Here is a 24167-nt window from a genome sequence, read left to right as displayed (position 1 = left end):
CGCCGTCTTCGCGCCCTGGCCGCCACGGCCGTGCCAGCGGATTTCTACGATGTCTTTCATTCGCTTTTTCTCCTCTCATTGGGCTTTTTTTGATTCTGAGCTAATGGCTTTCTCCGTCCGCCTCCGGCGGCCTCCCGTCTCTGCCGCACAAAAGCTCTGCTCCGCGGAGACGTTCGCCTGTTCGGGGGCGGGGGAGGTTTTATTTGCAGACTGCGATAATCTCAATCTCACACAGCAGCTTCTTGGGCAGCTCCCGCACCGCCACGCAGGACCGGGCGGGCTTGCCGGTGAAATACTGGGCGTAGACGCCGTTAAAGGCCGCGAAGTCGCCCATGTCGGCCAGGAAGCAGGTGGTTTTCACCACATCCTCGAAGCCCAGGCCGTTGGCCTCCAGAATGGCCTTTACGTTCTGACAGCACCGCTCCGCCTGCTCCTCAATGGTGGTTCCGGCCACCTCGCCGGTGCCGGGGGTCAGCGCCACCTGGCCGGAGGCGAACAGAAAACCGCCCGCCTTCATCGCCTGGGAGTAGGGCCCGATTGCCGCCGGCGCGGCGGGTGTGCTTGTTACTTCAATCATTGCTTTCACGTTCCTTTCTTCAGCAGTCCATTTCAGCATATGGTTTCAAAAGCGCTTCCCAAGTCAGCCTGTGACTGCCCTGGGCGGCTTCCTGCATCTCAGTATAACACATATGATGTCTGACCGCAAATAGAATTTCACGCTGAACCGACATTTTTCGCGCCTTTTTTGCGAATTTTTTGTGAATTTTTCGCGCATTTTTGCGTCCCCTGTACCCCTGCGCCGGACGCGCTCCGCCCCTCCGCGGGGCTCCCTCTTCCTGTGCCGGCACGACGGGAGGACTCAGGACGCGGCGGGCAGCTTGTGCCCGCCGCGAATCCAGGTGCTTTCGTAAAAACGGGGAGTGTCCGATCAGACCAGAGTATCCAGAACAGCCTTCAGATCGGCAATGATATCCTCGGGGTCCTCCAGACCCACGCTGATGCGGACCAGGCCCTCGGAGATGCCGGCCACCTTCAGCTCCTCGGCGGTATAGGTGGAGTGGGTCATGGTGGCGGGATGCTCCACCAGGGTCTCGGCGTCGCCCAGGGAGACGGCGATGGTGCACAGCTCCAGCTTATTCAGAGCGGCGGCCACGGCGGCCTTGTCAGCCTTGAGCTCAATGGACATCATGCCGCCGGGGAGACGCATCTGCTTCTCGGCAATCTCATAGCCCTTGAAGCTCTTGGAGCCGGGATAATAGACCTTGTCGACGGCGGGATGGTTCTCAAAGAACTCCGCCACCTTTTTGGCGTTGGCGCAGTGGCGCTCCATGCGGATGTCCAGGGTCTTCATGCCCCGGGCCATCAGGAAGGCGTTGAAGGGACTCATAACCGCGCCGGTCATGTCCTTCAGGCCGAACATGCGGCACTGGCCAACGAACTCCGCGCTGCCCACGATGACGCCTGCGATGACGTCGCCATGGCCGTTGAGGTACTTGGTGGCGCTGTGGACCACCACATCGGCGCCCAGCTCCAGAGGACGCTGGAGGTACGGAGTGCAGAAGGTGTTATCCACGATGACCTTGATATCGGAGCTGAACGCATGAGCGGTCCTGGCAATCAGCTCGATGTCCAGCAGCTTCAGCGTCGGATTGCAGGGGGTCTCGAAATAAACCACCTTGGTCTTATCCGTCATGGCTTTTTTCAGGTTCTCGATATCGCTCAGGTCCGTAAGGGTGACCTTTACGCCGAACTTGCTCATGCCGTGGTTCAGCAGCGCGTATGTACAGCCGTACAGGGTTTCGTCCGCGACGATCTCATCCCCGGCCACCACGGCGCTCCACAGGGCGGAGGAAATGGCGCCCATGCCGGAGGCGGTGCACAGAGCGGCCTCGGCGCCCTCCAGAGAAGCCATCTTGGCCTCCACGGCGGCCAGCGTCGGGTTGCCCAGGCGGGAATAGATGTAGCCCTCTTCCTGACCCGCGAAACGGGCCCCGCCCTGCTCCACAGTCTCAAACTCGAAGGTGGAGGTCTGGTAAATGGGGTCGCACAGGGAGCCGGCGGCGTTTTTCACCTTGCCGGTGTGGATCTGACGGGTGGCAAAGCCCAGATTCTTGTTGCTGCTCATAAACGTGTGCCTTCCTTTCTTTATTTGGTCCAGTTGTGTCAAGGTGTCGGGAGCGGCGAAACATCACTCAGATTTCGTTTTTTCCGTTGTTTCACTAAAAACGGGGATCTGACGAGGAATCGGCGCAAACTGAAAGAATAAGGGGAGTTGGGAGATACGGCGGAATTTGTGTGACATGTTGACAGCGAACCGAAGAATGAGGCTCCGGTTTTTTGTCAACTTCTATAATAACCATACCACTTTTCAAGGAAAGGTGTTAGTATCAGTTTTATTGAAGCGGTTAACGATTTTAGTGATAACTATTTGACTTTTCGGACACAGTCCTCTATAATGGGGAACGGACGCGCCCTCTCCGGCCGGGGGAATTTCCTGCGCCGGGTCCGGGGCGCATCTCCAAGCCTACTCATCACGCAGTTCGGCGGGCCGCCTGCCGGGAAACGCGGCAGCCGCGGGACGGGTTCCGCCCGGTTTCATCGCGGGATTTCAGGGAGCGCTTATGACATTTCAGCAATTGACCTATGTGGTGGAGATTTCAAAATGCGGCTCAATCAACAAGGCCGCCAGCAAGCTCTTCCTGTCCCAGTCCGGCATCTCCACCGCCGTGCGGGAGCTGGAAGAAGAGCTGGGCATTCAATTTTTCGTGCGCAGCAACCGGGGCGTGGAGTTTACGGCAGACGGCCGGGAGTTCCTCAGCTACGCCGTTTCTCTTCTGGAGCAGAAGCATTGGATTGAAAACCGTTACGGCGATGTGCAGAACGCCGCGCCGTCCACCTATCTCTCGGTTTCCACCCAGCGGTATCCCTTTACCGAAGACGCCTTTCTGCGCTTCCTCCAGACCATTGAATACAGCCGTTATCACTTTTCCATCCGGGAGGTGGACCTGGACGCGGTGATTGACGACGTATATGACCACCGGGCCGACATCGGGGTGATCTGCCTGACGGAGCTGACCGAGAAAATGGTGCTCCGCTTTTTGGACTCCCGATCTCTGACCTTCCACGAAATCGCGGTGGTGGCGCCCTGTATCTACGTCCACAGGGGGCACCCCCTGGCAGAGCGGGAGACGGTCACTGAGGAGGACCTGGCCGGTTTTCCCTATATCATTTTCGAGCGGGAACAGGGCATGGCGGTGGACTTCTCCGAGGAATACAGGATGCTGTCCCTGAAAAAGCCGGCCAGACATATCAGCGTCAATAACCGCACCACCATGCTGCGGGTCCTCTCCCGCACCGACGCCTTTACCACCGGCAGCGGCCTGATTACGGAAAGCAGCAGCTACCGGGATCTGATTACCATTCCCCTGGCGGGAAAGAGCGGCGTCCGCATCGGATGGATTACGCTGAAAAACAGCAAGCTTTCCCCCCAGGCCGAGCACTTTGTGGAGCTGCTGGAGTCCAGCGTCATGGATTCCATCCGCTTCACGGAGGAATCCCGGCAGACCGAGTGGGCCCGCCGGTCCTTCCAGGGCTGAGCCCCCCTGTTTTGAAGCGGAGCGCCGGTTTCCCGGCGCTCCGTTTCTGTTTATGAATTCTTATGTCTGATGCAGGGACGGGTATGAATCAAACGCTGCTTCCCGCTTCTTTTTCGGCCTTCAGCAGAGCCTTCTTGGCCTCCACGCCGGACTGCGCCACGTCATACTCCCAGTTCCAGGGGTCCTTTTTGCAGGCGCCGTCGGCAAAGGGGACGAAGATGGACGCGATGCCCACAACGGCCAGAATCCAGCAGTACCACAGATTGGGAATGATGTCCGTGGGGCTCATGGCAATGCCGTAGGCACTGGTCAGCGCCGCGGCGCTCAGCAGCTGTGCGCCGTAGGGGATGATGCCCTGGAACACGCAGGAGAACACGTCCAGCAGAGAGGCGGTCCGCCGGGGGTCCACCTTGTACTCGTGGCTGATTTCCTTCGCCATGCTGCCGCTGAGGACAATGGCCACCGTGTTGTTGGCAGTGGCGCAGTCAGCCAGGGAGACCAGGGCGGCAATGCCCACCTGAGCGGACTTGTTGCCCTTCATCATGCCCCGCAGGCTGTTAATCAGCCAGTTGATGCCTCCGTTGTGGGTGACCATTTCGCCCATGCCGCCGCAGAACAGGGTCAGGAAGAACACCTCGTTCATGCCGGTGAAGCCGCTCCAGACCGCCTGAGCGAAGCCGAAGAGGTCCAGGGAAGCGGTGGCCACGCCGATGATGCCGGCCACGAAGATGCCGATGGTCAGCACCAGGAACACGTTCATTCCAATCAGGGCCAGAATCAGAACCAGCAGATAGGGCACCACCTTGATGATGCTGTAGCTCAGGTCGCCCATGCTGGCGGCAGTCTCGGGCCGGCCCACAATCAGCAGAACGACGAAGGTAATCACGGCGGCGGGAAGCGCGATGAAGAAGTTCACCCGGAACTTATCCCGCATCTCGCAGCCCTGGGAACGGGTGGCGGCGATGGTGGTATCAGAGATCATGGACAGGTTATCACCGAACATGGCGCCGCCCACGCAGGCGCCCACCATCAGGGGAATGCTCAGGCCGCCCTTGTCGGCCACGCCCACGGCGATGGGCACAATGGCGCCGATGGTTCCCATGGAGGTTCCGGTGGCAGTGCCCATGAAGGCGGAGATGATAAACACGCCTGCGGCCAGGAACTGCACGGGAATCAGGGACAGGCCCAGATTCACGGTGGCGTCCCGTCCGCCCATGGAGGCGGCCACGCTGGAGAACGCTCCGGCCAGCAGGTAAATCATCAGCATGGTCAGCACATCAATGTTGGCCGCGCCTCTGGCAAAGATGGCAAAGCGCTCATCCAGACTGCCCTTGGTGATGACAAAGGCCACCAGCAGGGCGATAAACATGGCGGTGACGGAGGGGAACTGGTAGAACGCCATTTCGACGCCCTGCGCCTGAAGGATCAGGCCCGCGCCCAGATAGATGATGACAAAAATCAGAAATGGGACTAACGCGAGGCCGCTGCTCTTCTTGTTCAAGTTGTGATCCATATTCTTCTCCTTTTCTTCTTTTCTGCCTTTTTGCTCTTAGATGCTTCGATGGGTGCGCTTCCTCGTCTTATTGCACATTTTTCCGCTAAGAGTCTCCCGCACTCTTGTTCAAATTATATCATATTTTTGAACAGTCTGTTAATAGCCATTTTACGGAATGGATTCACGATTTTTCTGATAACAAACCGATATTTTTTGGGGAAATCAGACAATTTGTTGTTTGAATTCAGGTGTTCTGCACAAAATAGGAGGGGTTTGCTTGACGAAACCACAACCATGATGGTACACTATGATTGCTTACCAGCGCACACCGCTCAGGCGGCCGTCTCCGGGAAGAGGTTTTGACCATCTGACCGGCGGACCGCGCCTGACGGGCTCAGCAGCGCCGTCGCTCTGCCGGTCAGGCTCCCCCTTCGGGACCCGCGCCGCAAGAGGCCGCACAGACTTGAAGTATCCCGCGGACACCCGCGGGCTTTGCCTCTGCCGGCCGGCGGAGGTTTTTGTTTTTGCCCTGCCGAACCAATCCCGGCAGGCGCACAGGACATCAGTCCATCATTTCATTTCTAATTCCTCACCGGAAAGGAGGGTAAACTGACTATGGAAGTATCCAACCGGGTGGCCGTGCTGACGGTCATCGTACGGGAGCCCGCCTCGGTGGCGGCGCTGAACCAGCTGCTGCACCAATATGAGGACTGCGTTCTGAGCCGGATGGGCGTCCCCTGCCGGGAGCGGGGCATCCGCCTCATCAGCGTGGCCCTGGACGCCCCGGCGGACGCCATCTCAGCCCTGTCCGGAAAAATCGGACGGCTGGAGGGCGTAACGGCCAAAACAGTCTACGCCCCCGAGGGAACCTGACCCCCTGCGGAAAACGGTCCGGCCCCCACAGAAAAGAATCAGCAATTTGGAGGAAACGATGATGAAAGCCTTGAAGACCTTAGCCCTTGCCCTGGCCCTGCTGCTGACCCTGACCGCCTGCGGCGGCAGCCCCGCCGAGAGCTCCGGCGGCTCCGCCCCGGAGCCGGGAAGCCAGACGGCCCCGCCTGCCCCGGACTTCACCCCGGATGAGATGCACGAGGATTTTCCCCTTCTGATCGGGGCACTGAAGGGGCCCACCGCCATGGGCATGGTGAAAATGATGGAGCGGAAGCAGGTGCTGGACTCCACCAATCAGTGGTATTTCCAGCTGGCGGGCTCCGCCGACGAGCTGACCCCCAGACTCATCAAGGGAGAGCTGGACATCATCTGCGTCCCCGCCAATCTGGCGGCGGTGCTGTACAATAAAACCCAGGGGCAGGTCGTCACCCTGGCGGTGAACACCCTGGGAGTCCTCTACATTGTGGAGAATAACAGTGAAACAATACAGTCCGTATCGGATTTGAAGGGAAAAACCCTCGTGGCCGCTGGAAAGGGGTCCACGCCGGAGTTTGGCCTCCGCTACCTCCTGGAGCAGAACGGCCTGGACCTGGACGGGGACGTGACGGTGGAGTGGAAGAGCGAGCACGCCGAGTGCGTGGCCGCCCTGGCGGCGGGAACGGCGGATATCGCCCTGCTGCCCCAGCCCTTCGTTACCGCGGCCCAGGGGAAACTGGAGAACCTGCGGGTGGCTCTGGACCTGACGGAGGAGTGGGACGCCCTGGGCAACGGCTCCGCCATGATTACCGGCGTGGCCGTGGCCCGGCGGGACTACGCGGAGGCGCACCCGGAACTGATGGAGGAATTTCTGATCGAGTATGCCAGGTCTGTGGACTGGGTCAATGAGAACACCGCCGGGGCGGCGGAGCTGGTGGTCCAAAACGGCATCATCGAAAGCGCCGCCGTGGCGGAAAAGGCCCTGCCCCGCTGCAACATCGTCTGTCTCACCGGGGCGGAGATGAAAACAAAGCTCTCGGGCTATCTGGAGGTCCTGGCGGAGGCAAACCCGGAGTCCGTGGGCGGCGCGCTGCCCGGGGATGGCTTCTACTATGGCGCGTAAGCTCCGGCCTGTCCTCTTCTGGCTGCTAGTCTGGCAGGCGGGAAGCATGGCCCTGGCGGCGGCGTATCCTCATGGGGCGCTGCTGCTGGCCTCTCCCCTCCGCGTGCTGTGCCAGCTGTGGGAGCTGCTGCCCCAGGGGGGCTTTTGGCGGGCGGTATGCCGCTCCGCCGGGAGCATCATCGGCGGATTTCTGCTGGCCTGCCTGCTGGCGGTGCTCCTGGCCGTCCTGGCGGAAAACCGGAAATGGCTGGGGGAGCTGCTGGCCCCCGCCGTGGCGGCGGCGAAGACGGTGCCCGCCGCCTCCTTTATCATTCTGGCCCTGGTGTGGCTGGACGCCCGGACGCTGCCTCTATTCATCTCCGGCCTGATGGTGTTCCCCCCGGTGTATCTCAACGTCCTGGAGGGCCTCCGCCAGCGGGACCCCAGGCTTCAGGAGATGGCCCGGCTCTTCCGGGTGCCCTTCCTCCGCCGCCTGCTGGGGCTGGACCTGCCCCAGGTCCTCCCCTATTTCCGGGCCTCCGCCTCCCTGGCCCTGGGGCTCTGCTGGAAGGCCGGGGCGGCGGCGGAGGTCATCGGCCTGCCGCCGGGCACCATCGGAGAACGGCTGTACATGGCTAAGGTCTATTTGCAGACGCCGGACCTCTTCGCCTGGACCATTGTCATTGTGGCGCTCTCCGTTCTGTTTGAACGGCTGTTTCTGGCCCTGACGGACGCTCTGGCCGGACTGCTGCGCCGCGCCCCGGGCGGGAGGGCGGTACGGCCCCGAAGCGGCGTCCCTCCAACGGTCATCCACGCCGAGGGTCTTTCCAAATCCTACGGCGGAAGGACGGTGCTGAAAGACCTCAGCTTCACCGCCGGGCCGGGCATCACCTGCGTGATGGCCCCCTCCGGGGCGGGAAAGACCACGCTGCTTCGGCTTCTCACAGGGCTGGAACCGCCGGAGGGCGGCGTCATCACGCCGGCCCCGGCTCAGTGCCGCTGGGCCGCCGTATTCCAGGAGGACAGACTGCTGGAGGACCTCACCGCCGCCGGAAATCTCCGTTTTGCCCTGGGCGCAGCTCTGGATGGCTCTGCGGCGGCTCTGCTGGCGGACCTGGGGCTGGACCTGGAGGACCCCCGGCCCGTCCGGCTCTGGTCCGGCGGCATGCGCCGCCGTCTGGCCCTGGCCAGGGCCCTGCTGGCCCCCTCCGGCGCCCTGGCTCTGGACGAACCCTTTACCGGTCTGGACGGGGCCCTGCGGGCCCGGTGCATGGCTCTCATCCGGCAGGCGGCGGAGAGAAAGCCCGTGCTGCTGGTCACCCATGACCCCGCCGACGCCCGGGGCCTGCCCCTGGTGCGGCTGGATGGGTGAAGGCTTGATGGAAGCGCCTTGGATTTCGTAATTTTAGCGGTTTTTTGACAGAATTCCCTATGGAAATCGGCGCGGCCCTGTGGTACAATGTCTGCGTCTGCCTGGGGAACCCCTGGCGGCGGGCACAGATGGAACCGATACTATGAACGATATAAGGAGCCGCTTCATGATTAAAATAACCACTGACAGCACCTGCGACCTGCCGGCCCAGCTGCTGGAGCGCTATCAAATCACCGTGTTTCCCCTGGGCATCGTCAAGGGAGGGAAGCTCTACCGCGACGGTGTGGACATCCGCACCGCCGACATTGCCGCCCATGTGGAGGCCGGCGGAGAGCTCACCACCACCAACGCAGTCAACGCGGCGGATTATGAGGAGGCTTTCCGGACCCTCACCGCCAGATATGACGCGGTCATCCATATCAATATCGGCTCCGGCTTTTCCTGCTGCTGCCAGAATGCCCGTCTGGCGGCGGAGGAGGTGCCGGAGGTTTACGTGGTGGACTCCGGCAACCTGACGGTGGGGCACGGCATGCTGGTCCTGGCCGCCGCGGAGGCGGCAGAGGCCGGAACATCCGTGGGTGAAATCCTCCGCCTGCTGGAGGATATGATTCCCCGTCTGGAGACCAGTTTTGTTCTGGACCGTCTGGATTACATGAAAAAAGGCGGGCGCTGTTCCGCCGTCACTGCCCTGGGGGCCAATCTGTTGAAGCTCCATCCCTGCGTGGAGGTCATCGGCAACAAGATGTCCGTGACCCGGAAGTACCGGGGGGCCATTTCCAAAGTGGTGGGGGACTACGTACGGGACCGGCTGCGGGACCGGAAGGATCTGGACACCCATATGGCCTTTATCGTGGATACCTGTCCCGGCGACGAGCTGGCGTCCATTGCCCGGGAGATTCTGGAGGAAGACGGCCATTTTGAGCGGGTCTATGAGGCCAAGGCCGGCTGCACCATCTTCTGCCACTGCGGACCCAACACCCTGGGCGTGGTTCTGCTGCGGAAGTAAGCGGCGCGTGTACACAGGAGTTGACTCTGAATCTTGAATGAAAAAAACCGGGGCGGCGGACCGTTTGGCCGTCGCCCCGGTTTTTTTGCGTTCCGATGCCGTTACGCCTCTCCCGCAAAGGAGAATTCCACCGCCGGAACGATGCCGTTTTCGGGGAACTCCACGCCCTCCAGAATATAGGAGTAACGGATGTGGTCGCCCACGTCCAGCAGGACGGCTCTGGGAACCTCGGCGGCGCTGAAGTCCAGATAGCCCAGGGAGCCGACCATACGGACATAGTAATGGGTATTCCCCTCAATGACCGTACTGCGAATCTCCGCCACGACGCCCTCCTGCTCCTGCGCGGCTCCGGCGGCGGGCTTCTGCTCCCCCGCGGCGATGAGGCCCCGGTGGGCCAGGGTCTGGCGGTAGTTGCTCTCGCACTCCGCCACGGTGGCCCCAGTGGAAACCACGTCATACTGCTGGACGTTGACCATGGCGAACATCTTCACCAGGCCGTCCGCCCCCTTCAGGGCCATGAAATAGGTGGGCTGACCCGCGATGTTCAGCAGCAGGGGGAAGGTGGCCTCATAGCGCATCTGCTGGACCTGGCTCTGAGCGGAGGCCATGGCGGAGTACTCCGTTGCGCCGGCGCAGGGGTAGAATTTCGTCTCCTTGGTCCGCTGGTTGGTGAGGATGAAGCCGATGTTGGACTGGTCCGAGGTGACGGAGGTGACGCCGGTGTACATATACACGTCGTCGTCAATGGCGATATAGTTCCAGCCCTCTGTGGTCACCGTCACGTCCCGCTGACCGAAGATGGAATTCAAAAAGCCGTTGTGATACATGCCGTAGTAATCGTACTGCTGCATGATGATATCATAGGAATAGACCCGGTCCACCCAGTTGGGAACCTGCTCATGGTATTCGCTCTCGCCGGTAATGGCATTCACCAGCACCGCGCCCTTTACGTCCACGCCGCCAAACAGGCCGATGGTCTTTACAATCCGGGAGCAGACCCAATAGGGGGTTCCCTCCTCATTGATCTCGAAAACCGGCTCATCGAACATCATGGTGGGGAAATTGAAACGGAGGTGCCGGTAGAGGTTCCGGCCGAAGTGCTCGGCAACGGTGTACTTCATGCCCTCCTCCAGGCGGACCACCTCCGCCTCCTGGCTCACCATGTCAATGATGAGGTAGGCGGGCAGACCGTCTCCCCGGTTGGTGAACCACTTGATGAGGTCCCCGTAGCGCAGGGAGGTCACCCGCACCGGGCGGCCCTGGTAGTTAATCTGGGTATAGCTGGGCAGAATCTCGAACTGAGATACCATGTCCGCCAGCTCGCCCAGCTTCCGGGTGCCCAGCTGGGCCGCAGAATCATTGTCCAGCATGGGAATCTGGTCATAGGAAATTTCCTCCACCTCAGCGGTGAAATCCCCGGCCTGAAGAGTGAGGAGCTTGGAGTAGCTCCCTGCCCGAAGCACGACCCAGGAGGAAATGGCCCCCAGGGCAATGGCGGCAATCAGCAGAAGCGTGGTCAGGAAGGGAATGGCGCACTGCTTTTTGACGAAGCCGAAATAGTCCCTGGCGCTGCCGTTTCCCTGGAAGCCGGAGGTAAAAACCGCGCAGACGCAGTATACCGCACAGACCAGGAAGACGAACACATAGAATTCCTCGGCCCGGAAATTCAGGGCAGGCAGCTCCAGATAGAAATAGGCCAGGGCAAACACCAGCGTCACCGCCAGGTTGATAAGGGTCCGGGTGAAGGGCGTACCCACGGCGCGGCGGGCCTTCCGGGGGCGCTGGGCACGGGCGGCCCGCTGCTGCTGGAAGGCCTCCGGATTGAACCCGCCTCCAAAGCTCCCGGGGTCAAATCCGCCGAACTGAAATGCAAATGGCATGGAAATGCTCCTTTCTGTTTCTCTTGCTCTTTTGTCCGCTCTCTCTTGTGACAGAGCCGGTGCGGTCCGCGGCGAACGCCGGAGAACAGGCGCGGACCGTCCGGCCCTCTGGACGCTCAATGAATATAGAGGATATCATACAGCAAAAGTGTGAACAAATCAAGCTTGCCCGGAAAGCGGGGTGTGTCCATTCACACACTTCATCAGGTGGCGAGGCGGACCCCGTCCCAAATCCCCCATCGGACGCGCCCCGGAAATCCGGCTGGAATACGCCGGAATGACGGCAATTCAGGCCTTTCCTGCCTTGCGCTGTTTCCCTAAGTTTTCCCTATGCGGAATGGAAATACTCTTGATGAAATTTTCCATTTCTGCCGCGCCGTACCGGTTCCCTTCCCCGGAGCGGGGGAAAAAGTCGGGCCGGCAAAAAATACGGCGGGCCGGCAAACAGGCAAAAAAACCGGCAATATAAGAAAAGAGTGCGGAGACTGCCTCCGCACTCTTTTCTTTCGCCGCTTATTGGATTGTCACGATTTTTCCGGTCTTCCACGCCTCGGTGGTGGCGTAGCCAATCGCCGTGGACTTGGTCCCGTCGTAGACGCTGACGCCGGGGGCCTTGTTCTGGAGCACGCAGTCCACGAACTCCTGAACCTCGATGAGATAGGCCTCCTCAAACCGCTCCGGGAAGGAGCCCACGCACTCGGCGCACACGCCGTTGCTGTTGTACAGCCGGGCCTGATTCTTCTCCGGGACGGCGGAGATGCGGATGGTGCCCTCGGTGCCCACGATCTCCGTCTCCACATGGTAGCCGTAAGGAGCCGTCCGGCCCACATGGATCATGCCCATAGCGCCGTTTTCAAACTTGTAGACCGCCACGCCGGTCTCGTCGTCCCCGGCGTCTTTGAACTCCGGATGCTTAAAGGTGGAGCCCATGGCGTAGACCTCTGTGGCCTCGCAGCCCAGGAACCAGCGCATCAGGTCAATGTCGTGAATCGCCATGTCCAGGAAGATGCCGCCGGAGGTCTTGGCAAACCGGATGGCCCCGTCCACGAACGCCTCCGGGTCGATGCCGGTGGCCTTCACCAGATAGGGCGTACCGATGGCCCCCTCCTCAATCTTCTGCTTGGCATAGGAATAGGACTTGTCATAACGCCGCATGAAGCCCAGCATAAAGGTCAGTTCCGGGTGGCGCTCCACGGCGGCCTCCGCCTGCTTGCACTGGGCCACGTCCACACCCAGAGGCTTCTCGGAGAAGACATGCTTTCCGGCGTCCAGGGCGGCCTCAATCTGCCAGCAGTGCTCGCTGGAGGTGGTAACAATCACCACTGCGTCGATGTCGGCTTTCGCCAGCATCTCCTTGTAATCCGTGTAGACGTCGGTAACGCCCAGCTCGGTTTTGGCATATTCCAGCTCGGCGGGGACGATGGAGCAGGCCGCCGTCAGCTCTGCACCGGGAATCTTATAGCGGATGTTCTGGGCGTGGACCTTTCCCAGACGGCCCAGGCCCACTACGCCGATTTTCAGCTTTTCCATTACTTCGCGACCTTCACTTTCTCCTCGGCCTCCTGCTTGGCAGCGGCGGCCATGCGGCGGTTCTTCGCCTCCAGACCGGCACGGACCACGTCCATGAAGACGGCCAGGATGATGACCAGACCCAGGACGATGTTCTGGACGGAGGAGTCGATGGACAGCAGGGCGAAGCCGTTGCGGAGCACCGCGATAATCAGGCAGCCCACCATAGTGCCCGCCATGGTGCCCTTGCCGCCGGTGAAGGAGGCGCCGCCGATGATGCAGGCCGCGATGGCGTCGGTATCATAGGCATAGGTGGCCATGGAGCCGTTGCAGATGCCGGACCGGCCCACGGAGACGATGCCGCCCAGGGCGGCGGTGATGCCGGACATGGTGTAGCAGAAGGTCAGGACGTTAGCGGTATTGATGCCGGAGAGCCGGGTGGCCTCAATGTTGCCGCCGGCGCAGTAGATGGAGCGTCCCAGGGCCGTCCGGGTCAGGAAGACGTGCATGACAATGTACAGAATCATCACCACGATGAAGCTGACGGGGAAGCCGTTGTTGGGGCTGGAGCCGCCTACGGTGCGGTAGCCCAGGAAGGTGACGGAGTCCGGGAAGTTGTTAATCATCTGGTTCCCGGTGACCACCAGGGCCAGGCCCCAGAGGACATTCTTCATGCCCAGGGTGGACACGAAGGGATGGGGCAGGTGGAGGCGGGTGAGCAGGGTGCCGTTGATCAGGCCCATCAGGCCGCCGGCCAGGATGGCAATCAGCATCAGGACAATGCCGTTGGTCAGTCCGGCATTTTTCAGCGCGCCCATGAGGCAGGCGCAGAAAATGGCGTTGGCGCCCACGGACAGGTCGATGCCCGCGGTAATCAGGCAGAGCAGCATGCCCACCGCCAGGAAGGCGTTGAAGGCGGTCTGCTTGAAGATGCTCATGATATTGCTGTAGCTGTAGAAATTTTTATCCGCGATGGCAAGGAATACGCACATTACCACCAGCGCCAGGACCGTACCCAGCTGTACGCCCGCGCCGCTCTTTTTCTTAGTCATCTAAACTACCTCCCCAAGCCGCTTTCATGATGTCCTCCTGGTTGAAGTGCTTGCTGTCCCGGTCCACTTCGGCCATAACCCGGCCGCCCCGCATGATGACCACCCGGTCGCTCATGCCCAGGATTTCCGGCATTTCGGAGGAAATCATGATGACGCATTTTCCCGCCTTTACCAGGCTGTTCATAACATTGTAAACCTCGACCTTGGCGCCCACGTCGATGCCTCGGGTGGGTTCGTCGAAGATGTAGATATCGGCGTCGTTGTTAATCCATTTTCCGATGACGACCTTTTGCTGATTGCCTCCGGAGAGCTGGCCCACGATTTCGTCGATGGAGGGGGTCTTGATGCGCAGGGACTGGATATGGCCCTGGCCGCTCTCCTCAATCTTCTTCTCATCCAGGAAAATGCCGGTGGAATGGCGCTTGAAGCTGGAGAGAATCAGATTGGTGCGGATGGTCTGGGCCAGCACCAGGCCCTGCCCCTTGCGGTCCTCGGTCAAGAGGGCGATGCCCGCCTCAATGGCCTGCTTGGGGCTCTTAATACGGACCTCCTGCCCCTTGATGCAGATTTTTCCGCCGTCGATGGGGTCCGCGCCGAAGATGGCCCGGACGGTCTCCGTCCGCCCCGCGCCCACCAGGCCGCTGAGGCCCAGCACCTGTCCGCCGTAGGCTTCAAAGCTGACATTGCGCAGCACGCCGCCGATGGAGAGGTTTTCCACCTTCAGCATACATTCGCCCTTGGTTCCGAATTCCTTGGGAAAGAGGTTGTCCAGAGTCCGGCCCACCATGGAGGCAATCAGGGAGTCGTTGGTCCAGTCCTGAATGTCCCGGGTCTCGATATACTCGCCGTCCCGGATGACCGTCACCCGGTCGCAGAGCTCAAAGAGCTCCTCCAGCTTGTGGGAGACGAAGAGGATGCCCACGCCCCGGGCCTTCAGCTCACGGCAGGTGGCCATGAGCTGCTTGACCTCTTTTTCACCCAGGGAGGAGGTCGGCTCGTCCATGATAATCATCTTCGCATCAATCAGGACGGCCTTTGCAATCTCAATCATCTGCTGTACGCCCATGCCGAAGGTGCCCGCAGGCTTCCGGGGATCAATGTCCTGGCCCAGAGACTGCATCACCTCGGCGGCCTTCCTGTGCATGGATTCATAGTCCAGAAGGAAGCCCTTTCTGGTCCACTTGTTGATAAAGATGTTGTCCGTGACGCTGAGGAGCTTTTCAATGTTCAGCTCCTGATAGACGCAGGCAATGCCCGCGGCGGCGGATTCATTGGGATTCCTGAAAACCTTTTTCTCACCGTGGACATAGATCTCGCCCTCATCCGCCATATGGACGCCGGTGAGGACCTTAATCAGCGTGGATTTTCCCGCGCCGTTTTCACCGATCAGTCCATGAATCTCGCCGGGCTTAACCGCCAGCTGCATGTTATGCAGGGCCACGACGCCAGGGAACCGCTTGGTTACGTTTTTCAGCTCAACTACGTATTCGCCCACCTAATAATCACCTCATTCTCTTGGAAATCAGGGTTTCAAGCCGCGCTTGAACGTGAAAAATTGCAGCGTGGAAAGAGTAAAGGGGGGCCCTGTTCCGGCGGAGCCGGAGCAGGGCCCCCTTCGCTCACTTATAAAAAGGGATGTACGGCTCTGGTCAAATCAGGCCAGATAGCCCTGGAGCTCTTCCAGACGGGCCTGGGCGTTGGAGGGATCCACGATGGTGGCGCCGGCGTCCACGAACTCGTCCAGCTTCTCGCCCTGGAGGGCGCGGACCACGGAGGCGACGGACTCATAGCCCATGTTGTAGCCCTGCTGGCAAACGGACATGGTCTCTTCGCCGTTCAGGATGGACTGGCAGGCGGACTGGATGCCGTCGAAGCCCAGGAACACGGTGTTCTCATAGGCGGGGTTGCCGGCGGCGGTCCGGGCGGCGGCCATGGCCATATCGTCGTTGTTGGCGCAGATCACCGCGATGCCCTCGGGATGGTTCTGCATGATGGCTTCCATGCAGGCCACGGCCTGGTTGGCCTCGGCGTTGGCGTACTGGGTTTCATCCTCCAGGAAGGTGCCGCCGGCGGCCTCAATGCCCGCCTTGTAGCCGGCCTTCCGGGCCTCGTTGGTGGAGTCGCCCTGGACGCCGCAGATTTCGATGCACTTGATTTCGGTCCATCCGCGCTCCTTGGCCAGGTTGGCGGCAGCCTCGCCGCCCAGCTTGCCGGCGGCCTCGTTGCCGGTGCCGACGAAGGAGAGGACCTCGGGGGCGTCAATGTCGGTGTCAACGGCCACGATGGGCTTGGTCTGGCCGGAGATGATGGTGGTCACCATGTCGGCCTGGAGGGGGGCGATGACATAGCCGTCGATGTCGGCATTGTTCATGTCGGTTTCGATCATGTTCAGCTGTTCATCATAGGCCGTCTCGGAGGTAGCTCCCTTGACGTTGACCGTCACATTGGGATTCTCCTTGCCATAGGCCTCGGCGCCGGCCACCACATAGCTCCAGTACTCGGAGGCGGTGGTCTTCAGGATGACGGAAATATTGTAGGTCTCATCGCCGGAGGGCTGAGCGCCGCCGTCGGAGCTTCCGGAGTCGGCGGGCTGGGACTGACCGCTGTCGGCGGGAGCGGAAGAACCGCTGTCGCCGCCGCCGCAGGCGGCCAGAGACAGCACCATCGCAAGCGCCAGCATCATTGCAAAAAACTTCTTCATACTTCTTTTCTCCTTCAATTTGGTCTTTGGATTGTACAGCCGGACTCCGTCCTCCCCGTTCCAAAGGGTTCTGAGCCCCGCAGAGGAACTCTGCGGGGCAAACGGGGGCCCCCGTTTGCCCAAAACCTTTGGTTCAGTTTTGGCCGTTACCCGGCTTACGTTTATTCATGTTAACATAAATTTATAACGACCGTCAATAAGGCGGCGTCATTTTCGGTCAATTGTATTAAAAGCCCGAAGCCTTTTTGTAAAAAACAGATATTTTGAATTTGCAGGCGGATTCCCGTCCCAAACCGGTCTTCCATTCGCTCCCCATATTCCGCGTCACTTTTCAGGCCCGGCAGAGCTTTGGAACCGGGGAATCCGCTCTATTTTGCGACGCCCTCAGCCCTCTTCCCAGAACAGCTCGTCCAGCGTCTTCCCCAGCGTCCGGCAGATGGCGATGCAGAGCCTGATGGTGGGATTGTAGTCCCCCTTTTCAATGGCGTTGATGGTCTGCCGGGAAACGCCCACAGCGTCCGCCAGCTGCTGCTGGCTCATATCCAGGCCCGCCCGGGCCGACTTCATCCGGAGATTTTTCATTCCGCCTCCTCCCGGTCCCGGAGCAGGTGGTTGACGATGTACACCACGAGGATGACCAGGGTGGCCGCCCCGAAGATGGGATTCACCGCCCGAAAGGTCAGCACGCCGTCCTGCATCAAATCTCCGGAAGCGGCGTACAAGCCGCCGAGACCCAGGTTGACGGCGGACAGCAGCGCAAATAAGGTCATCACCGCCCGGGGCCGCTCCTGAAGGCTGAGATAGGCGTCCTTCAGGATGCAGGCAACGGCAAAGACGCATACGGACAGGGCAATGCAGATGGAAACCCCTGTCAGCACGTCGCACCACCGGCCCAGGACGACATCCGAAACGCCGTAGGCATAGGCGGCGGCAAGCAGGGTCAAAAAGCCGTACTGAAAGGCCTTGCCCCGGGCCAGCTCCTGCCGCTCGTCAAAGTGCATGTCCAGAACTTTCTTTTTGAGCAGCAGCGCCACCAGCGCTATGCCTGCCAAAACGCCCAATAAAATCCCCAGTGCCAAACCCGCGCGATACGTCATAAAAAATTCCTCCCTTTCTGTTCTGGAATCAGCATATCACCGGCGCGTCATTTTGTCAAGTATAATTTACTTTTCATCGCCCAAAAGCGTCAAAAAGTCCGGCGGCAGCAAAACAGAAAAAGAGAGGGAAGCCCTCTTCCCTCTCCTGCGAACCGGCGTTCCGCTTCCGGCTACTGGTCGTCCTTACGCTCCTCAATCTGCCGGTACAGGCAGGCCAGGCCGTCGGAGAGTCCGCCCACCTGGTCGATCAGACCCAGCTGAACCGCCTCCTCCCCGTAGACCACGCTGCCCACATCGGCGGCCATATCGTCCTTTTTCAGCATCAGAGCCTGAAAATCCTCCCCGGAAATCCGGCTGTGTCCGGACACGAAGGCGACGATACGGTCCTGAAGCCGCTGGAAATAATTATAGGTCTGGGGCGCGGCGATCACGGTTCCGCTCATGCGGACGGGGTGGATGGTCATGGCGGCGGAGGGCACGGCAAAGCTCCGCCGGGCCGCCACCGCCAGGGGCACGCCGATGGAGTGGCTCCCTCCCAGGACGATGGAAACCGTGGGCTTGGTCATGCCGGCAATCAGCTCCGCGATGGCAAGGCCCGCCTCCACGTCGCCCCCCACCGTGTTCAGCAGAAAGAGAATGCCGTCCACCTCCTCCGATTCCTCCAGCTTGGCCAGAAGCGGCAGGACGTGTTCATATTTGGTGGTCTTGGTGTTGGATGAGGCGGTCATGTGCCCCTCGATCTGTCCAATGATGGTCAGGCAGTAGACATTGCCGTGGGGCGTCCGGGTCATGGCGGAACCAAAGTCCAAAATGGACTGGGCGCTTTCCCTGGACTCGCCGGTATCCTTCTCCGGCTCGGTGTTCTTTGTGGGCTCAGTCATAAAATCCCTCGCTTTCCCCCGTATGTTCCGCAGTTTTCAGAAAAATACACATGACCGCCGGAGGAATCCCGGCAATTTTTCAGAGTTTTCCGGAATCTTGCAGAATTGTAAGATACGGCGGAAAATTGTAAGGAAAATCCATGGCAGCCCCGGCGGCGGCCTGCTATACTGACATCAGTTCCAAGGGAACAACAGAAATAGAAACGGAGGAAACGATGATGAAGTATTTGATGAACGGTATGAAGGGCATGCTGCTGGGAATCCTGCTGGCGGCGGCGGTGGCCGCGGCGCAGCTGGCCCTGACCTGGGCGCTGGGCTTCCGCATTGCCGAGATGGCCGGGAACACAGCCCTGACCTTCCTGCTCTTTTTCTTCCTCTTCCGCTCGGCCCGGAAGCGGCGTGAAGCGGCGGCCCGGGAGACGGACACTATTTAAAAAAGGAAAGCCTTTGATTAAAACGGCCGCCCATGCTGATTGGCCGGTTGAAGGGCAGAAAATATTGCGAAAGCGCGGCAGTCACGATGGACTGCCGCGCTTTTGCGGTGCTCTATAGCAGCCTTCATCATTGCTGCCAGCAGGCCGCCGCCCTCAGCGGCCCGTTTGTCGGGAATTTCGACGCTTGCTTTAAATGATTCTTTGACTGCCGCCTTTCACAAAACAGCGGCGCATGATGAGGACGAAGGCCATTGTTCGCCTGCCGCGCCGCAATCTGCCCCCCTTACGAATGACAGGACCCATCATTCAGCAGCACGCTCAAGCTGAACCGCCGCCCGTTTTTTTCAGTCAGCACCGCCCCATGATATTTCTCCGCCACCGCCCTGATGCTGGCAAGTCCGATTCCCGCCGGGGCCAGCGGTCCGCCGGGGCAGGTGTTTTCAAAGGTCAGCATGTAGAAATCCCCCTGCTGCTTCCCGCTGATGCGGATGGACCCGGCTCCGCCGCCGGCGCGGCAGGCGGCAATCGCATTGTCCAGGGCGTTGGCAAAGAGGGCGCACAGGTCAAAATCGTCTATCCCGCAGGGCCTGGGCAGAACCAGAGACACATCCGCCTCGATGTCCTTCGCCAGCCCCAGCTTTTCCCCCAGCAGTATATCCACCACCGGATTGCCGGTCTGATAGGGAAAAGACAGGCCTTCCGAGACGGCACGCAGCGTTCCCAGATACTCCCGGCCCTCGTCCAGTTGTCCGCCTCTGAGCAGGCCGTCCAGCACGGACAGATGGTTTTTGATGTCATGGCGGAAGGCTTTCGTCTGCTCATAGCGTGCCTGGGCCTCGGCAATATAGACCTTCTGCGCCTGGGCCGCCTGGGTCAGGGACCGCAGCTCCGACTGCGCCTGAAAGCCCCGGCAGAGCTGGCGGTAAGCAAACAGGGTGCACAGCAGCGCCGCAAGCCCCATGACCTGAAGCAGCAGCAGCGTACCGTGCCTGCCAACCTCCTCCAGAGAAACGATGGGGTCAAAAAAGCTGTAAGAGGTCTGGAGAATATACAGTTCCGACGCAAAGAAAAACAGCCCGGGGAACAGCAGGAGTCCGATATAGGGCGTCTGGCTGTCCTTTGTCCAGGCCAGGAGCTTCAGCACGGCGTGATAGCAGCCGGCGCACAGTGCAAAGAAAAGGGCCTGCGCCGCCAGCAGCAGCAGATATAACAGAGGCGTTCCGATCAAGCGGGGAAAGAACGCCGCCTCTACAGAATTGATGATTCCCAAAGAAAGCTGTGAGATGTAGAAGGCCAGCACGGCGGCCAGCCAGGACACGGACTGCTGATTTCCCATCCAAAAGCGGCTGATGACATACAGCCCCAGCACACCCACCGCGACGGAGAGCGTCCCGCTGAGGGAAAGCCTGACCGAGATGAGCTGAAGCGCGCCCAGGAGGAGCATGTAAGCGGCAAAGTCCCCCGGTTTCAGTTTCTTCCTGGTGAGGCGGCTGATAAAGACCATGTGCATCACCCCATGTCCCACAAGGAGGCAGAGGCTGTCCAGAAGCAGAGTGAAACCGTCCATATCAGCGCCCCTTTTCCTTCATATAGCACAGGAGGGACCGGGTCAGCTCCCGTTCCCGCAGCCGGGAGACCGGGACGCGGGCCCCCTGCGCCAGCACGGCCTGTCCGTCCTGGCATCCGCGGACCCAGCCCAGATTGACCAGATAGCTCCGGTGGCATTTGAAAAAGCGCCCGTCTACACGCCGCTCCAGGTCCTCCAGCCTGTCGTAGTAGTCAATTACGGTCCCGTCGCTTTTGTGGAGATAAATCTTCCGGCCCAGCACCTCGCAGTATACAATGTCCGAAAGCGGGACCACCTCCCAGCCGGTTCCCCGCCGTATCACAAGGCTCTCAGCCGCCCGCTGCTCCAGGGCGCGCAGGATACGGTCCATGGTCTGCCGGAAGCGGACGCCGTCCAGGGGCTTGAGCAGATAGTCGAAGGCCTCCACCTGGAAGGCGTCAAAAACGCATTCCTTCAGAACCGTCACAAAGACCAGCAGACTGGAGTCCCCCCGTTGGCGCAGCAGCCTGGCGGTCTCCATTCCGTCCGGCTGTTCCATCCGGATGTCCAGGAAAACCACATCAAAGCCGCTGCCGCTCTCCAGCAGGGCGCGGCCGCCGGAAAAGCTGCTGACCGTGCAGGCGGCTGTCGAATGTTCCTCCATATAGTCCGCCAGACAGCCGGCAAGCTCCCGGGCCGTCCAGGGCTCATCGTCACAGATTGCAAATGTTATCATAGTCACCACCGTGTTTTCCTATCAATCCACCAGATTAACAAAAGCGGCCCGGGAATGCAAGCTCCATGTAATGGAATGCCGTTCATATGTCACGAGATGCCCCGGTTCTTCCCAAAGGCCCCGCCCCTTTGGCAAAGGCTCCGCATATCCGCCGGCAGGCCGTCCTGTTCCGCAGAGCGCAGACTGCCTCCCCGCGGGTGACGGCGTCTGTCAGGGAGATGAAAAAACAGAGGGACACGAGACCGCCTCATGTCCCTCCCCGCCTTACGTGCTCCGAAAGGATAACCTGATTTCCAGCCTGCCGCCGGCAATCTCGGCGGACGCCCGTCCGCCCATCCGCTCCATCAGCTCCCCCACGATGGAAAGGCCCAGACCGGCCCCGCCCTCCGCCCGGGCAGGGCCCCCCTGATAGAAGCGGTCAAACAGGCGCTCCGGGTCCGGGGCGGAGCCGGGAAGCAGGTCGTTGGAAAAGCAGAGTTCCCCCTCCCTGCCGGAGACGGCCAGCCCCCCGCCGCCGTGGCGCAGGGCGTTGGCAAGCAGATTCCGGTACACCCGGCCCAGGGCCTCCGGGCTGGCCCAGATCTTCAGATCCTCCCGGTCAAAACGCAGCTCCGGTTCCACCCCCGCCGCCTCCAGCCGGGGGTAGAACTCCGCCAGCGCGTCCCACAGAGGCGGCAGGGCCGCGATGACTCCGCACTCCAGCGGCAGGGATCCGCTTTGCAGCCGGGTATACAGGAACAGCTCCTCCAAAAGCTCCTCCAGTTCCTCCAGCCGCTTTTGCACGACGCCCAGATACTCCGCCTGACGCTCCGGTTCTCCCTCCAGCAGCTGCAGATAGCCCATGGCTCCGGCCAGAGGGGTGCGGATGTCGTGGGAGATGCAGGCCATGGTGTATTTCAGTTCCTGCTCCCGCTTCGACGTCTCCAAACGAAGCCGCCGCCCCTCCTCCAGCCGGCTGTTTACCGCCCGGCACAGCCGCCGGGGGGCCGCGCCGGACATCCGGACCGTCAGGCGCAGATTGCTCTCGGTTGGGGTTTCCTCCAGAATCCGGGCCATCTCCAGCATCTGGGCGCGGTAGGACCACAGGCGCACGGCGGCGGCCGCCAGGGCGGCAAGAGCCAGCATCAGGAGCACAAACATCCCTCCTTAAATATCCCGCTTCTCCATGGACAGCAGGCCTCCGGCTCCGTAGATCACCGCCCAGACGGCAGCGCAGGCCAGAATGATTCCCATGGATGTAATCCCGGTCTCAGGCGTGTAAATGCCCTTCACCATCACGGCGAGAAACCAGCGCTCAAAAGGCGGCAGGTGCAGCAGCCTGCCCATCGTCCCCAGCAGAAGGGCAGTCAGCCCGCTTCCGGCCACCAGGGACAGGATGATGCCCAGGGTGGAGCTCCGGGTCAGCAGGACCAGGGCCAGGGCCATGAGGGCAAAGGCCCAGTGGGGCGGCCACATCGTGAGGGCATACCGCAGCACCTCCAGAGGGGAACCCGGCGCCGGGTACATGCGGATCAGCACGGGGAACAGCAGCATCAGCAGGACGGAGAAAGCGGTGGTGATTCCGCTGTAGACGCCCGCCAGGGCAATTTTTGAAAGGACATAGTCCCGGCGGCGGGGATGGATGCAGCAGATGTTCTTGATAAATCCGCTGGAGAAGTCGCCGTATACAAACAGGGTCATTCCAATCCCGGTCATGACCAGCAGAAAGCCGCTGCCCAGGGCTTCGTGCATCAGCTCCAGCGGCGGCATGCTGCGGAGGTATTCGCCCATCATACGGTCGGACTCGTCCACCTCCGCCCCCTGTTCCGCCATGGCGCTCAAGGTCTCCGGGTCCGAAAGAGAGCGGGCCATGACGGTTGTCAGCATCAGCATCACCGCCGTAATGGCCAGTACGGCATAAAAGCTCCGGCTTTTGAACAGCCGCCGAAGGTCCATACACAGCAGATTAAACATGATCGCTTCCTCCCATCCGCTCCAGAAAATAGCTCTCCAGGTCCTGCCGGTGCAGGCCCATCTCCTCCACCGCGACGCCCGCCAGGGCAAGGGTCTGCCCCACAGTTCTGGCGTCCGCGGGCTCATAAATGCGTATCTCGCCCTCGGGCCGCATCTCCCAGCGGGTCAGGCGGAGCTCCCGTTCCAGCAGAGCCGCCGCCTTCCGGGGCTGGTCCGCCTTCAGGTGCAGATAGTCGGTGCATTTCCGGGCAAGCTCCCCGGCGGTAATCTGCTCCACCAGCCGCCCTTCCTGAATAATGCCGTACCGGGTGGCGATTTTGCTCAGCTCCCCCAGAATGTGAGAGCTCACCAGAATGGTCAGCCCCCGTTCCCGGTTCAGCCGCAGAAGCAGCTCCCGCATCTCCCGGATGCCCTCCGGGTCCAGGCCGTTGATGGGTTCGTCCAGCAGCAGCAGGTCCGGCCCGCCCAGCAGGGCCAGGGCCACGCCCAGCCGCTGTTTCATGCCCATGGAGTAGTGGCGCACCGGCTTTTTCTCCCCGGGGGCCAGGCCCACCGTCTCCAGGGCTTCCGCCGTCTGCCGCGCCGGGCTGTCCAGCCCCAGCAGCGCGGCGTACAGCCGCAGATTCTCATGTCCGCTCAGGTCGGGGTACAGCCCCGGCCGCTCAATCAGCGCCCCCATGCGGCTGCGGGCCACCGGGTCCCGGATGGGCCTGCCGAAGATCAGCGCCTCTCCCCGGGTGGGCCGGGCCAGCCCGCACAGGAGCTTCAGCGTGGTGGACTTGCCCGCGCCGTTCCGGCCGATGAAGCCGTAGATATCTCCCTGCTCCACCTGCAGGTCCAGGCTGTCCACCGCCCACCGGCCCTGATAGCGCTTGGACAGCGCCCTTGTCTGTATGACTGCCATAGGAAAACCTCCTTTTTTGTTTGCAGGCTCAGTCTG

The 24167-nt window shown here is 61.0% G+C and carries 22 protein-coding genes; 6 read left to right on the top strand and 16 right to left on the bottom strand.

The window, feature by feature from the left end:
• Positions 1-199: 199 nt before the first annotated feature.
• Both Q0063_RS09300 and megL read right to left on the bottom strand, forming a co-directional pair.
• Entirely contained in the window at positions 200-577 is a 378-nt protein-coding gene (locus Q0063_RS09300; protein ID WP_297871697.1) for a RidA family protein, read from the bottom strand.
• A 351-nt stretch (positions 578-928) separates the two neighbouring features.
• A complete protein-coding gene (megL, locus tag Q0063_RS09295) occupies positions 929-2125 on the bottom strand; it encodes a methionine gamma-lyase (RefSeq protein ID WP_297871696.1) in 1197 nt (398 codons plus the stop codon).
• Positions 2126-2621: 496 nt separating this feature from the next.
• Here megL and Q0063_RS09290 point away from each other — a divergent pair, with 496 nt between their 5' ends.
• Positions 2622-3596, top strand: a complete 975-nt coding sequence (locus Q0063_RS09290; protein ID WP_297871695.1) for a LysR family transcriptional regulator — start codon at positions 2622-2624, stop codon at positions 3594-3596.
• 88 nt (positions 3597-3684) lie between these two features.
• On the opposite strand, the gene Q0063_RS09285 is transcribed toward Q0063_RS09290, so the two are convergent.
• Positions 3685-5109, bottom strand: coding sequence for a Na+/H+ antiporter NhaC family protein (locus tag Q0063_RS09285; protein WP_297871694.1), 1425 nt, complete (start codon positions 5107-5109; stop codon positions 3685-3687).
• Positions 5110-5706: 597 nt separating this feature from the next.
• On the opposite strand from Q0063_RS09285, the gene Q0063_RS09280 reads away from it, so the two are divergent.
• The 4 genes from Q0063_RS09280 (at position 5707) to Q0063_RS09260 (ending at position 9438) form a co-directional block, all read left to right on the top strand.
• On the top strand, positions 5707-5964 hold the full coding sequence (locus Q0063_RS09280) for a TM1266 family iron-only hydrogenase system putative regulator (protein ID WP_297871693.1): 258 nt from the start codon (positions 5707-5709) through the stop codon (positions 5962-5964).
• A gap of 58 nt (positions 5965-6022) precedes the next feature.
• On the top strand, positions 6023-7081 hold the full coding sequence (locus tag Q0063_RS09275) for an ABC transporter substrate-binding protein (protein ID WP_367180352.1): 1059 nt from the start codon (positions 6023-6025) through the stop codon (positions 7079-7081).
• Positions 7071-8432: an ATP-binding cassette domain-containing protein gene (locus tag Q0063_RS14730; protein ID WP_367180351.1), complete on the top strand. Its 1362-nt coding sequence runs from the start codon at positions 7071-7073 to the stop codon at positions 8430-8432. Before Q0063_RS09275 ends, Q0063_RS14730 begins: the two co-directional genes overlap by 11 nt.
• A gap of 166 nt (positions 8433-8598) precedes the next feature.
• The gene (locus Q0063_RS09260) at positions 8599-9438 is read left to right on the top strand and encodes a DegV family protein (RefSeq protein WP_297871692.1); all 840 of its coding nucleotides are present in this window, start codon (positions 8599-8601) and stop codon (positions 9436-9438) included.
• A 101-nt stretch (positions 9439-9539) separates the two neighbouring features.
• On the opposite strand, the gene Q0063_RS09255 is transcribed toward Q0063_RS09260, so the two are convergent.
• From Q0063_RS09255 to Q0063_RS09220, 8 genes are all read right to left on the bottom strand, one after another.
• Positions 9540-11318 carry a CvpA family protein gene (locus Q0063_RS09255; RefSeq protein ID WP_297871691.1) on the bottom strand — a complete coding sequence of 593 codons (1779 nt, stop codon included), beginning with the start codon at positions 11316-11318 and terminating at the stop codon, positions 9540-9542.
• A gap of 513 nt (positions 11319-11831) precedes the next feature.
• Complete coding sequence (iolG, locus tag Q0063_RS09250) at positions 11832-12848, bottom strand: inositol 2-dehydrogenase (RefSeq protein ID WP_297871690.1); 1017 nt, start codon at positions 12846-12848, stop codon at positions 11832-11834.
• Positions 12848-13879, bottom strand: coding sequence for an ABC transporter permease (locus Q0063_RS09245; protein ID WP_297871689.1), 1032 nt, complete (start codon positions 13877-13879; stop codon positions 12848-12850). Before Q0063_RS09245 ends, iolG begins: the two co-directional genes overlap by 1 nt.
• The gene (locus Q0063_RS09240) at positions 13872-15374 is read right to left on the bottom strand and encodes a sugar ABC transporter ATP-binding protein (RefSeq protein ID WP_297871688.1); all 1503 of its coding nucleotides are present in this window, start codon (positions 15372-15374) and stop codon (positions 13872-13874) included. Before Q0063_RS09240 ends, Q0063_RS09245 begins: the two co-directional genes overlap by 8 nt.
• Positions 15375-15533: 159 nt before the next feature.
• A complete protein-coding gene (locus tag Q0063_RS09235; RefSeq protein ID WP_297871687.1) occupies positions 15534-16580 on the bottom strand; it encodes a sugar ABC transporter substrate-binding protein in 1047 nt (348 codons plus the stop codon).
• 384 nt (positions 16581-16964) lie between these two features.
• On the bottom strand, positions 16965-17162 hold the full coding sequence (locus Q0063_RS09230; protein WP_297871686.1) for a helix-turn-helix transcriptional regulator: 198 nt from the start codon (positions 17160-17162) through the stop codon (positions 16965-16967).
• Positions 17159-17677 (bottom strand): hypothetical protein, encoded by a 519-nt coding sequence (locus Q0063_RS09225; protein ID WP_297871685.1) that lies wholly within the window; start codon positions 17675-17677, stop codon positions 17159-17161. The genes Q0063_RS09230 and Q0063_RS09225 overlap by 4 nt, the downstream gene beginning before the upstream one ends.
• Positions 17678-17847: 170 nt before the next feature.
• Positions 17848-18558, bottom strand: coding sequence for a ClpP family protease (locus tag Q0063_RS09220; protein ID WP_297871684.1), 711 nt, complete (start codon positions 18556-18558; stop codon positions 17848-17850).
• 215 nt (positions 18559-18773) lie between these two features.
• Between Q0063_RS09220 and Q0063_RS09215 the strand changes: the two genes are divergently transcribed.
• A complete protein-coding gene (locus tag Q0063_RS09215) occupies positions 18774-18992 on the top strand; it encodes a hypothetical protein (RefSeq protein ID WP_297871683.1) in 219 nt (72 codons plus the stop codon).
• A 283-nt stretch (positions 18993-19275) separates the two neighbouring features.
• Here Q0063_RS09215 and Q0063_RS09210 read toward each other — a convergent pair whose 3' ends face one another.
• The 5 genes from Q0063_RS09210 to Q0063_RS09190 form a co-directional block, all read right to left on the bottom strand.
• Positions 19276-20559, bottom strand: coding sequence for a sensor histidine kinase (locus Q0063_RS09210; protein ID WP_297871682.1), 1284 nt, complete (start codon positions 20557-20559; stop codon positions 19276-19278).
• A 1-nt stretch (position 20560) separates the two neighbouring features.
• Positions 20561-21274 (bottom strand): LytTR family DNA-binding domain-containing protein, encoded by a 714-nt coding sequence (locus Q0063_RS09205; RefSeq protein ID WP_297871700.1) that lies wholly within the window; start codon positions 21272-21274, stop codon positions 20561-20563.
• A gap of 264 nt (positions 21275-21538) precedes the next feature.
• Positions 21539-22399 (bottom strand): sensor histidine kinase KdpD, encoded by an 861-nt coding sequence (locus Q0063_RS09200; RefSeq protein ID WP_297871699.1) that lies wholly within the window; start codon positions 22397-22399, stop codon positions 21539-21541.
• A 21-nt stretch (positions 22400-22420) separates the two neighbouring features.
• Positions 22421-23227, bottom strand: a complete 807-nt coding sequence (locus Q0063_RS09195) for a hypothetical protein (RefSeq protein ID WP_297871681.1) — start codon at positions 23225-23227, stop codon at positions 22421-22423.
• On the bottom strand, positions 23220-24131 hold the full coding sequence (locus Q0063_RS09190) for an ATP-binding cassette domain-containing protein (RefSeq protein WP_297871680.1): 912 nt from the start codon (positions 24129-24131) through the stop codon (positions 23220-23222). Before Q0063_RS09190 ends, Q0063_RS09195 begins: the two co-directional genes overlap by 8 nt.
• Positions 24132-24167 lie beyond the last annotated feature (36 nt).

This window comes from uncultured Oscillibacter sp. (genome assembly GCF_947654275.1).
Lineage (GTDB): Bacteria > Bacillota > Clostridia > Oscillospirales > Oscillospiraceae > Oscillibacter.
Note: the sequence above shows the minus strand (reverse complement) of the source record. Positions and strands in the feature narration are given on the sequence as shown.

Coding starts and splice junctions, on each gene's coding strand:
- Q0063_RS09280 (WP_297871693.1), top strand. CDS start 5,707: ATGGAAGTATCCAACCGGGTGGCCGTGCTGACGGTCATCGTACGGGAG.
- Q0063_RS09215 (WP_297871683.1), top strand. CDS start 18,774: ATGATGAAGTATTTGATGAACGGTATGAAGGGCATGCTGCTGGGAATC.
- Q0063_RS09190 (WP_297871680.1), bottom strand. CDS start 24,131: ATGGCAGTCATACAGACAAGGGCGCTGTCCAAGCGCTATCAGGGCCGG.
- Q0063_RS09200 (WP_297871699.1), bottom strand. CDS start 22,399: ATGCTGGCTCTTGCCGCCCTGGCGGCCGCCGCCGTGCGCCTGTGGTCC.
- Q0063_RS09205 (WP_297871700.1), bottom strand. CDS start 21,274: ATGATAACATTTGCAATCTGTGACGATGAGCCCTGGACGGCCCGGGAG.
- Q0063_RS09275 (WP_367180352.1), top strand. CDS start 6,023: ATGATGAAAGCCTTGAAGACCTTAGCCCTTGCCCTGGCCCTGCTGCTG.
- Q0063_RS09285 (WP_297871694.1), bottom strand. CDS start 5,109: ATGGATCACAACTTGAACAAGAAGAGCAGCGGCCTCGCGTTAGTCCCA.
- Q0063_RS09220 (WP_297871684.1), bottom strand. CDS start 18,558: ATGACTGAGCCCACAAAGAACACCGAGCCGGAGAAGGATACCGGCGAG.
- Q0063_RS09245 (WP_297871689.1), bottom strand. CDS start 13,879: ATGACTAAGAAAAAGAGCGGCGCGGGCGTACAGCTGGGTACGGTCCTG.
- Q0063_RS09225 (WP_297871685.1), bottom strand. CDS start 17,677: ATGACGTATCGCGCGGGTTTGGCACTGGGGATTTTATTGGGCGTTTTG.
- iolG (WP_297871690.1), bottom strand. CDS start 12,848: ATGGAAAAGCTGAAAATCGGCGTAGTGGGCCTGGGCCGTCTGGGAAAG.
- Q0063_RS09300 (WP_297871697.1), bottom strand. CDS start 577: ATGATTGAAGTAACAAGCACACCCGCCGCGCCGGCGGCAATCGGGCCC.
- Q0063_RS09230 (WP_297871686.1), bottom strand. CDS start 17,162: ATGAAAAATCTCCGGATGAAGTCGGCCCGGGCGGGCCTGGATATGAGC.
- Q0063_RS09290 (WP_297871695.1), top strand. CDS start 2,622: ATGACATTTCAGCAATTGACCTATGTGGTGGAGATTTCAAAATGCGGC.
- Q0063_RS14730 (WP_367180351.1), top strand. CDS start 7,071: ATGGCGCGTAAGCTCCGGCCTGTCCTCTTCTGGCTGCTAGTCTGGCAG.
- megL (WP_297871696.1), bottom strand. CDS start 2,125: ATGAGCAGCAACAAGAATCTGGGCTTTGCCACCCGTCAGATCCACACC.
- Q0063_RS09235 (WP_297871687.1), bottom strand. CDS start 16,580: ATGAAGAAGTTTTTTGCAATGATGCTGGCGCTTGCGATGGTGCTGTCT.
- Q0063_RS09210 (WP_297871682.1), bottom strand. CDS start 20,559: ATGGACGGTTTCACTCTGCTTCTGGACAGCCTCTGCCTCCTTGTGGGA.
- Q0063_RS09195 (WP_297871681.1), bottom strand. CDS start 23,227: ATGTTTAATCTGCTGTGTATGGACCTTCGGCGGCTGTTCAAAAGCCGG.
- Q0063_RS09255 (WP_297871691.1), bottom strand. CDS start 11,318: ATGCCATTTGCATTTCAGTTCGGCGGATTTGACCCCGGGAGCTTTGGA.
- Q0063_RS09260 (WP_297871692.1), top strand. CDS start 8,599: ATGATTAAAATAACCACTGACAGCACCTGCGACCTGCCGGCCCAGCTG.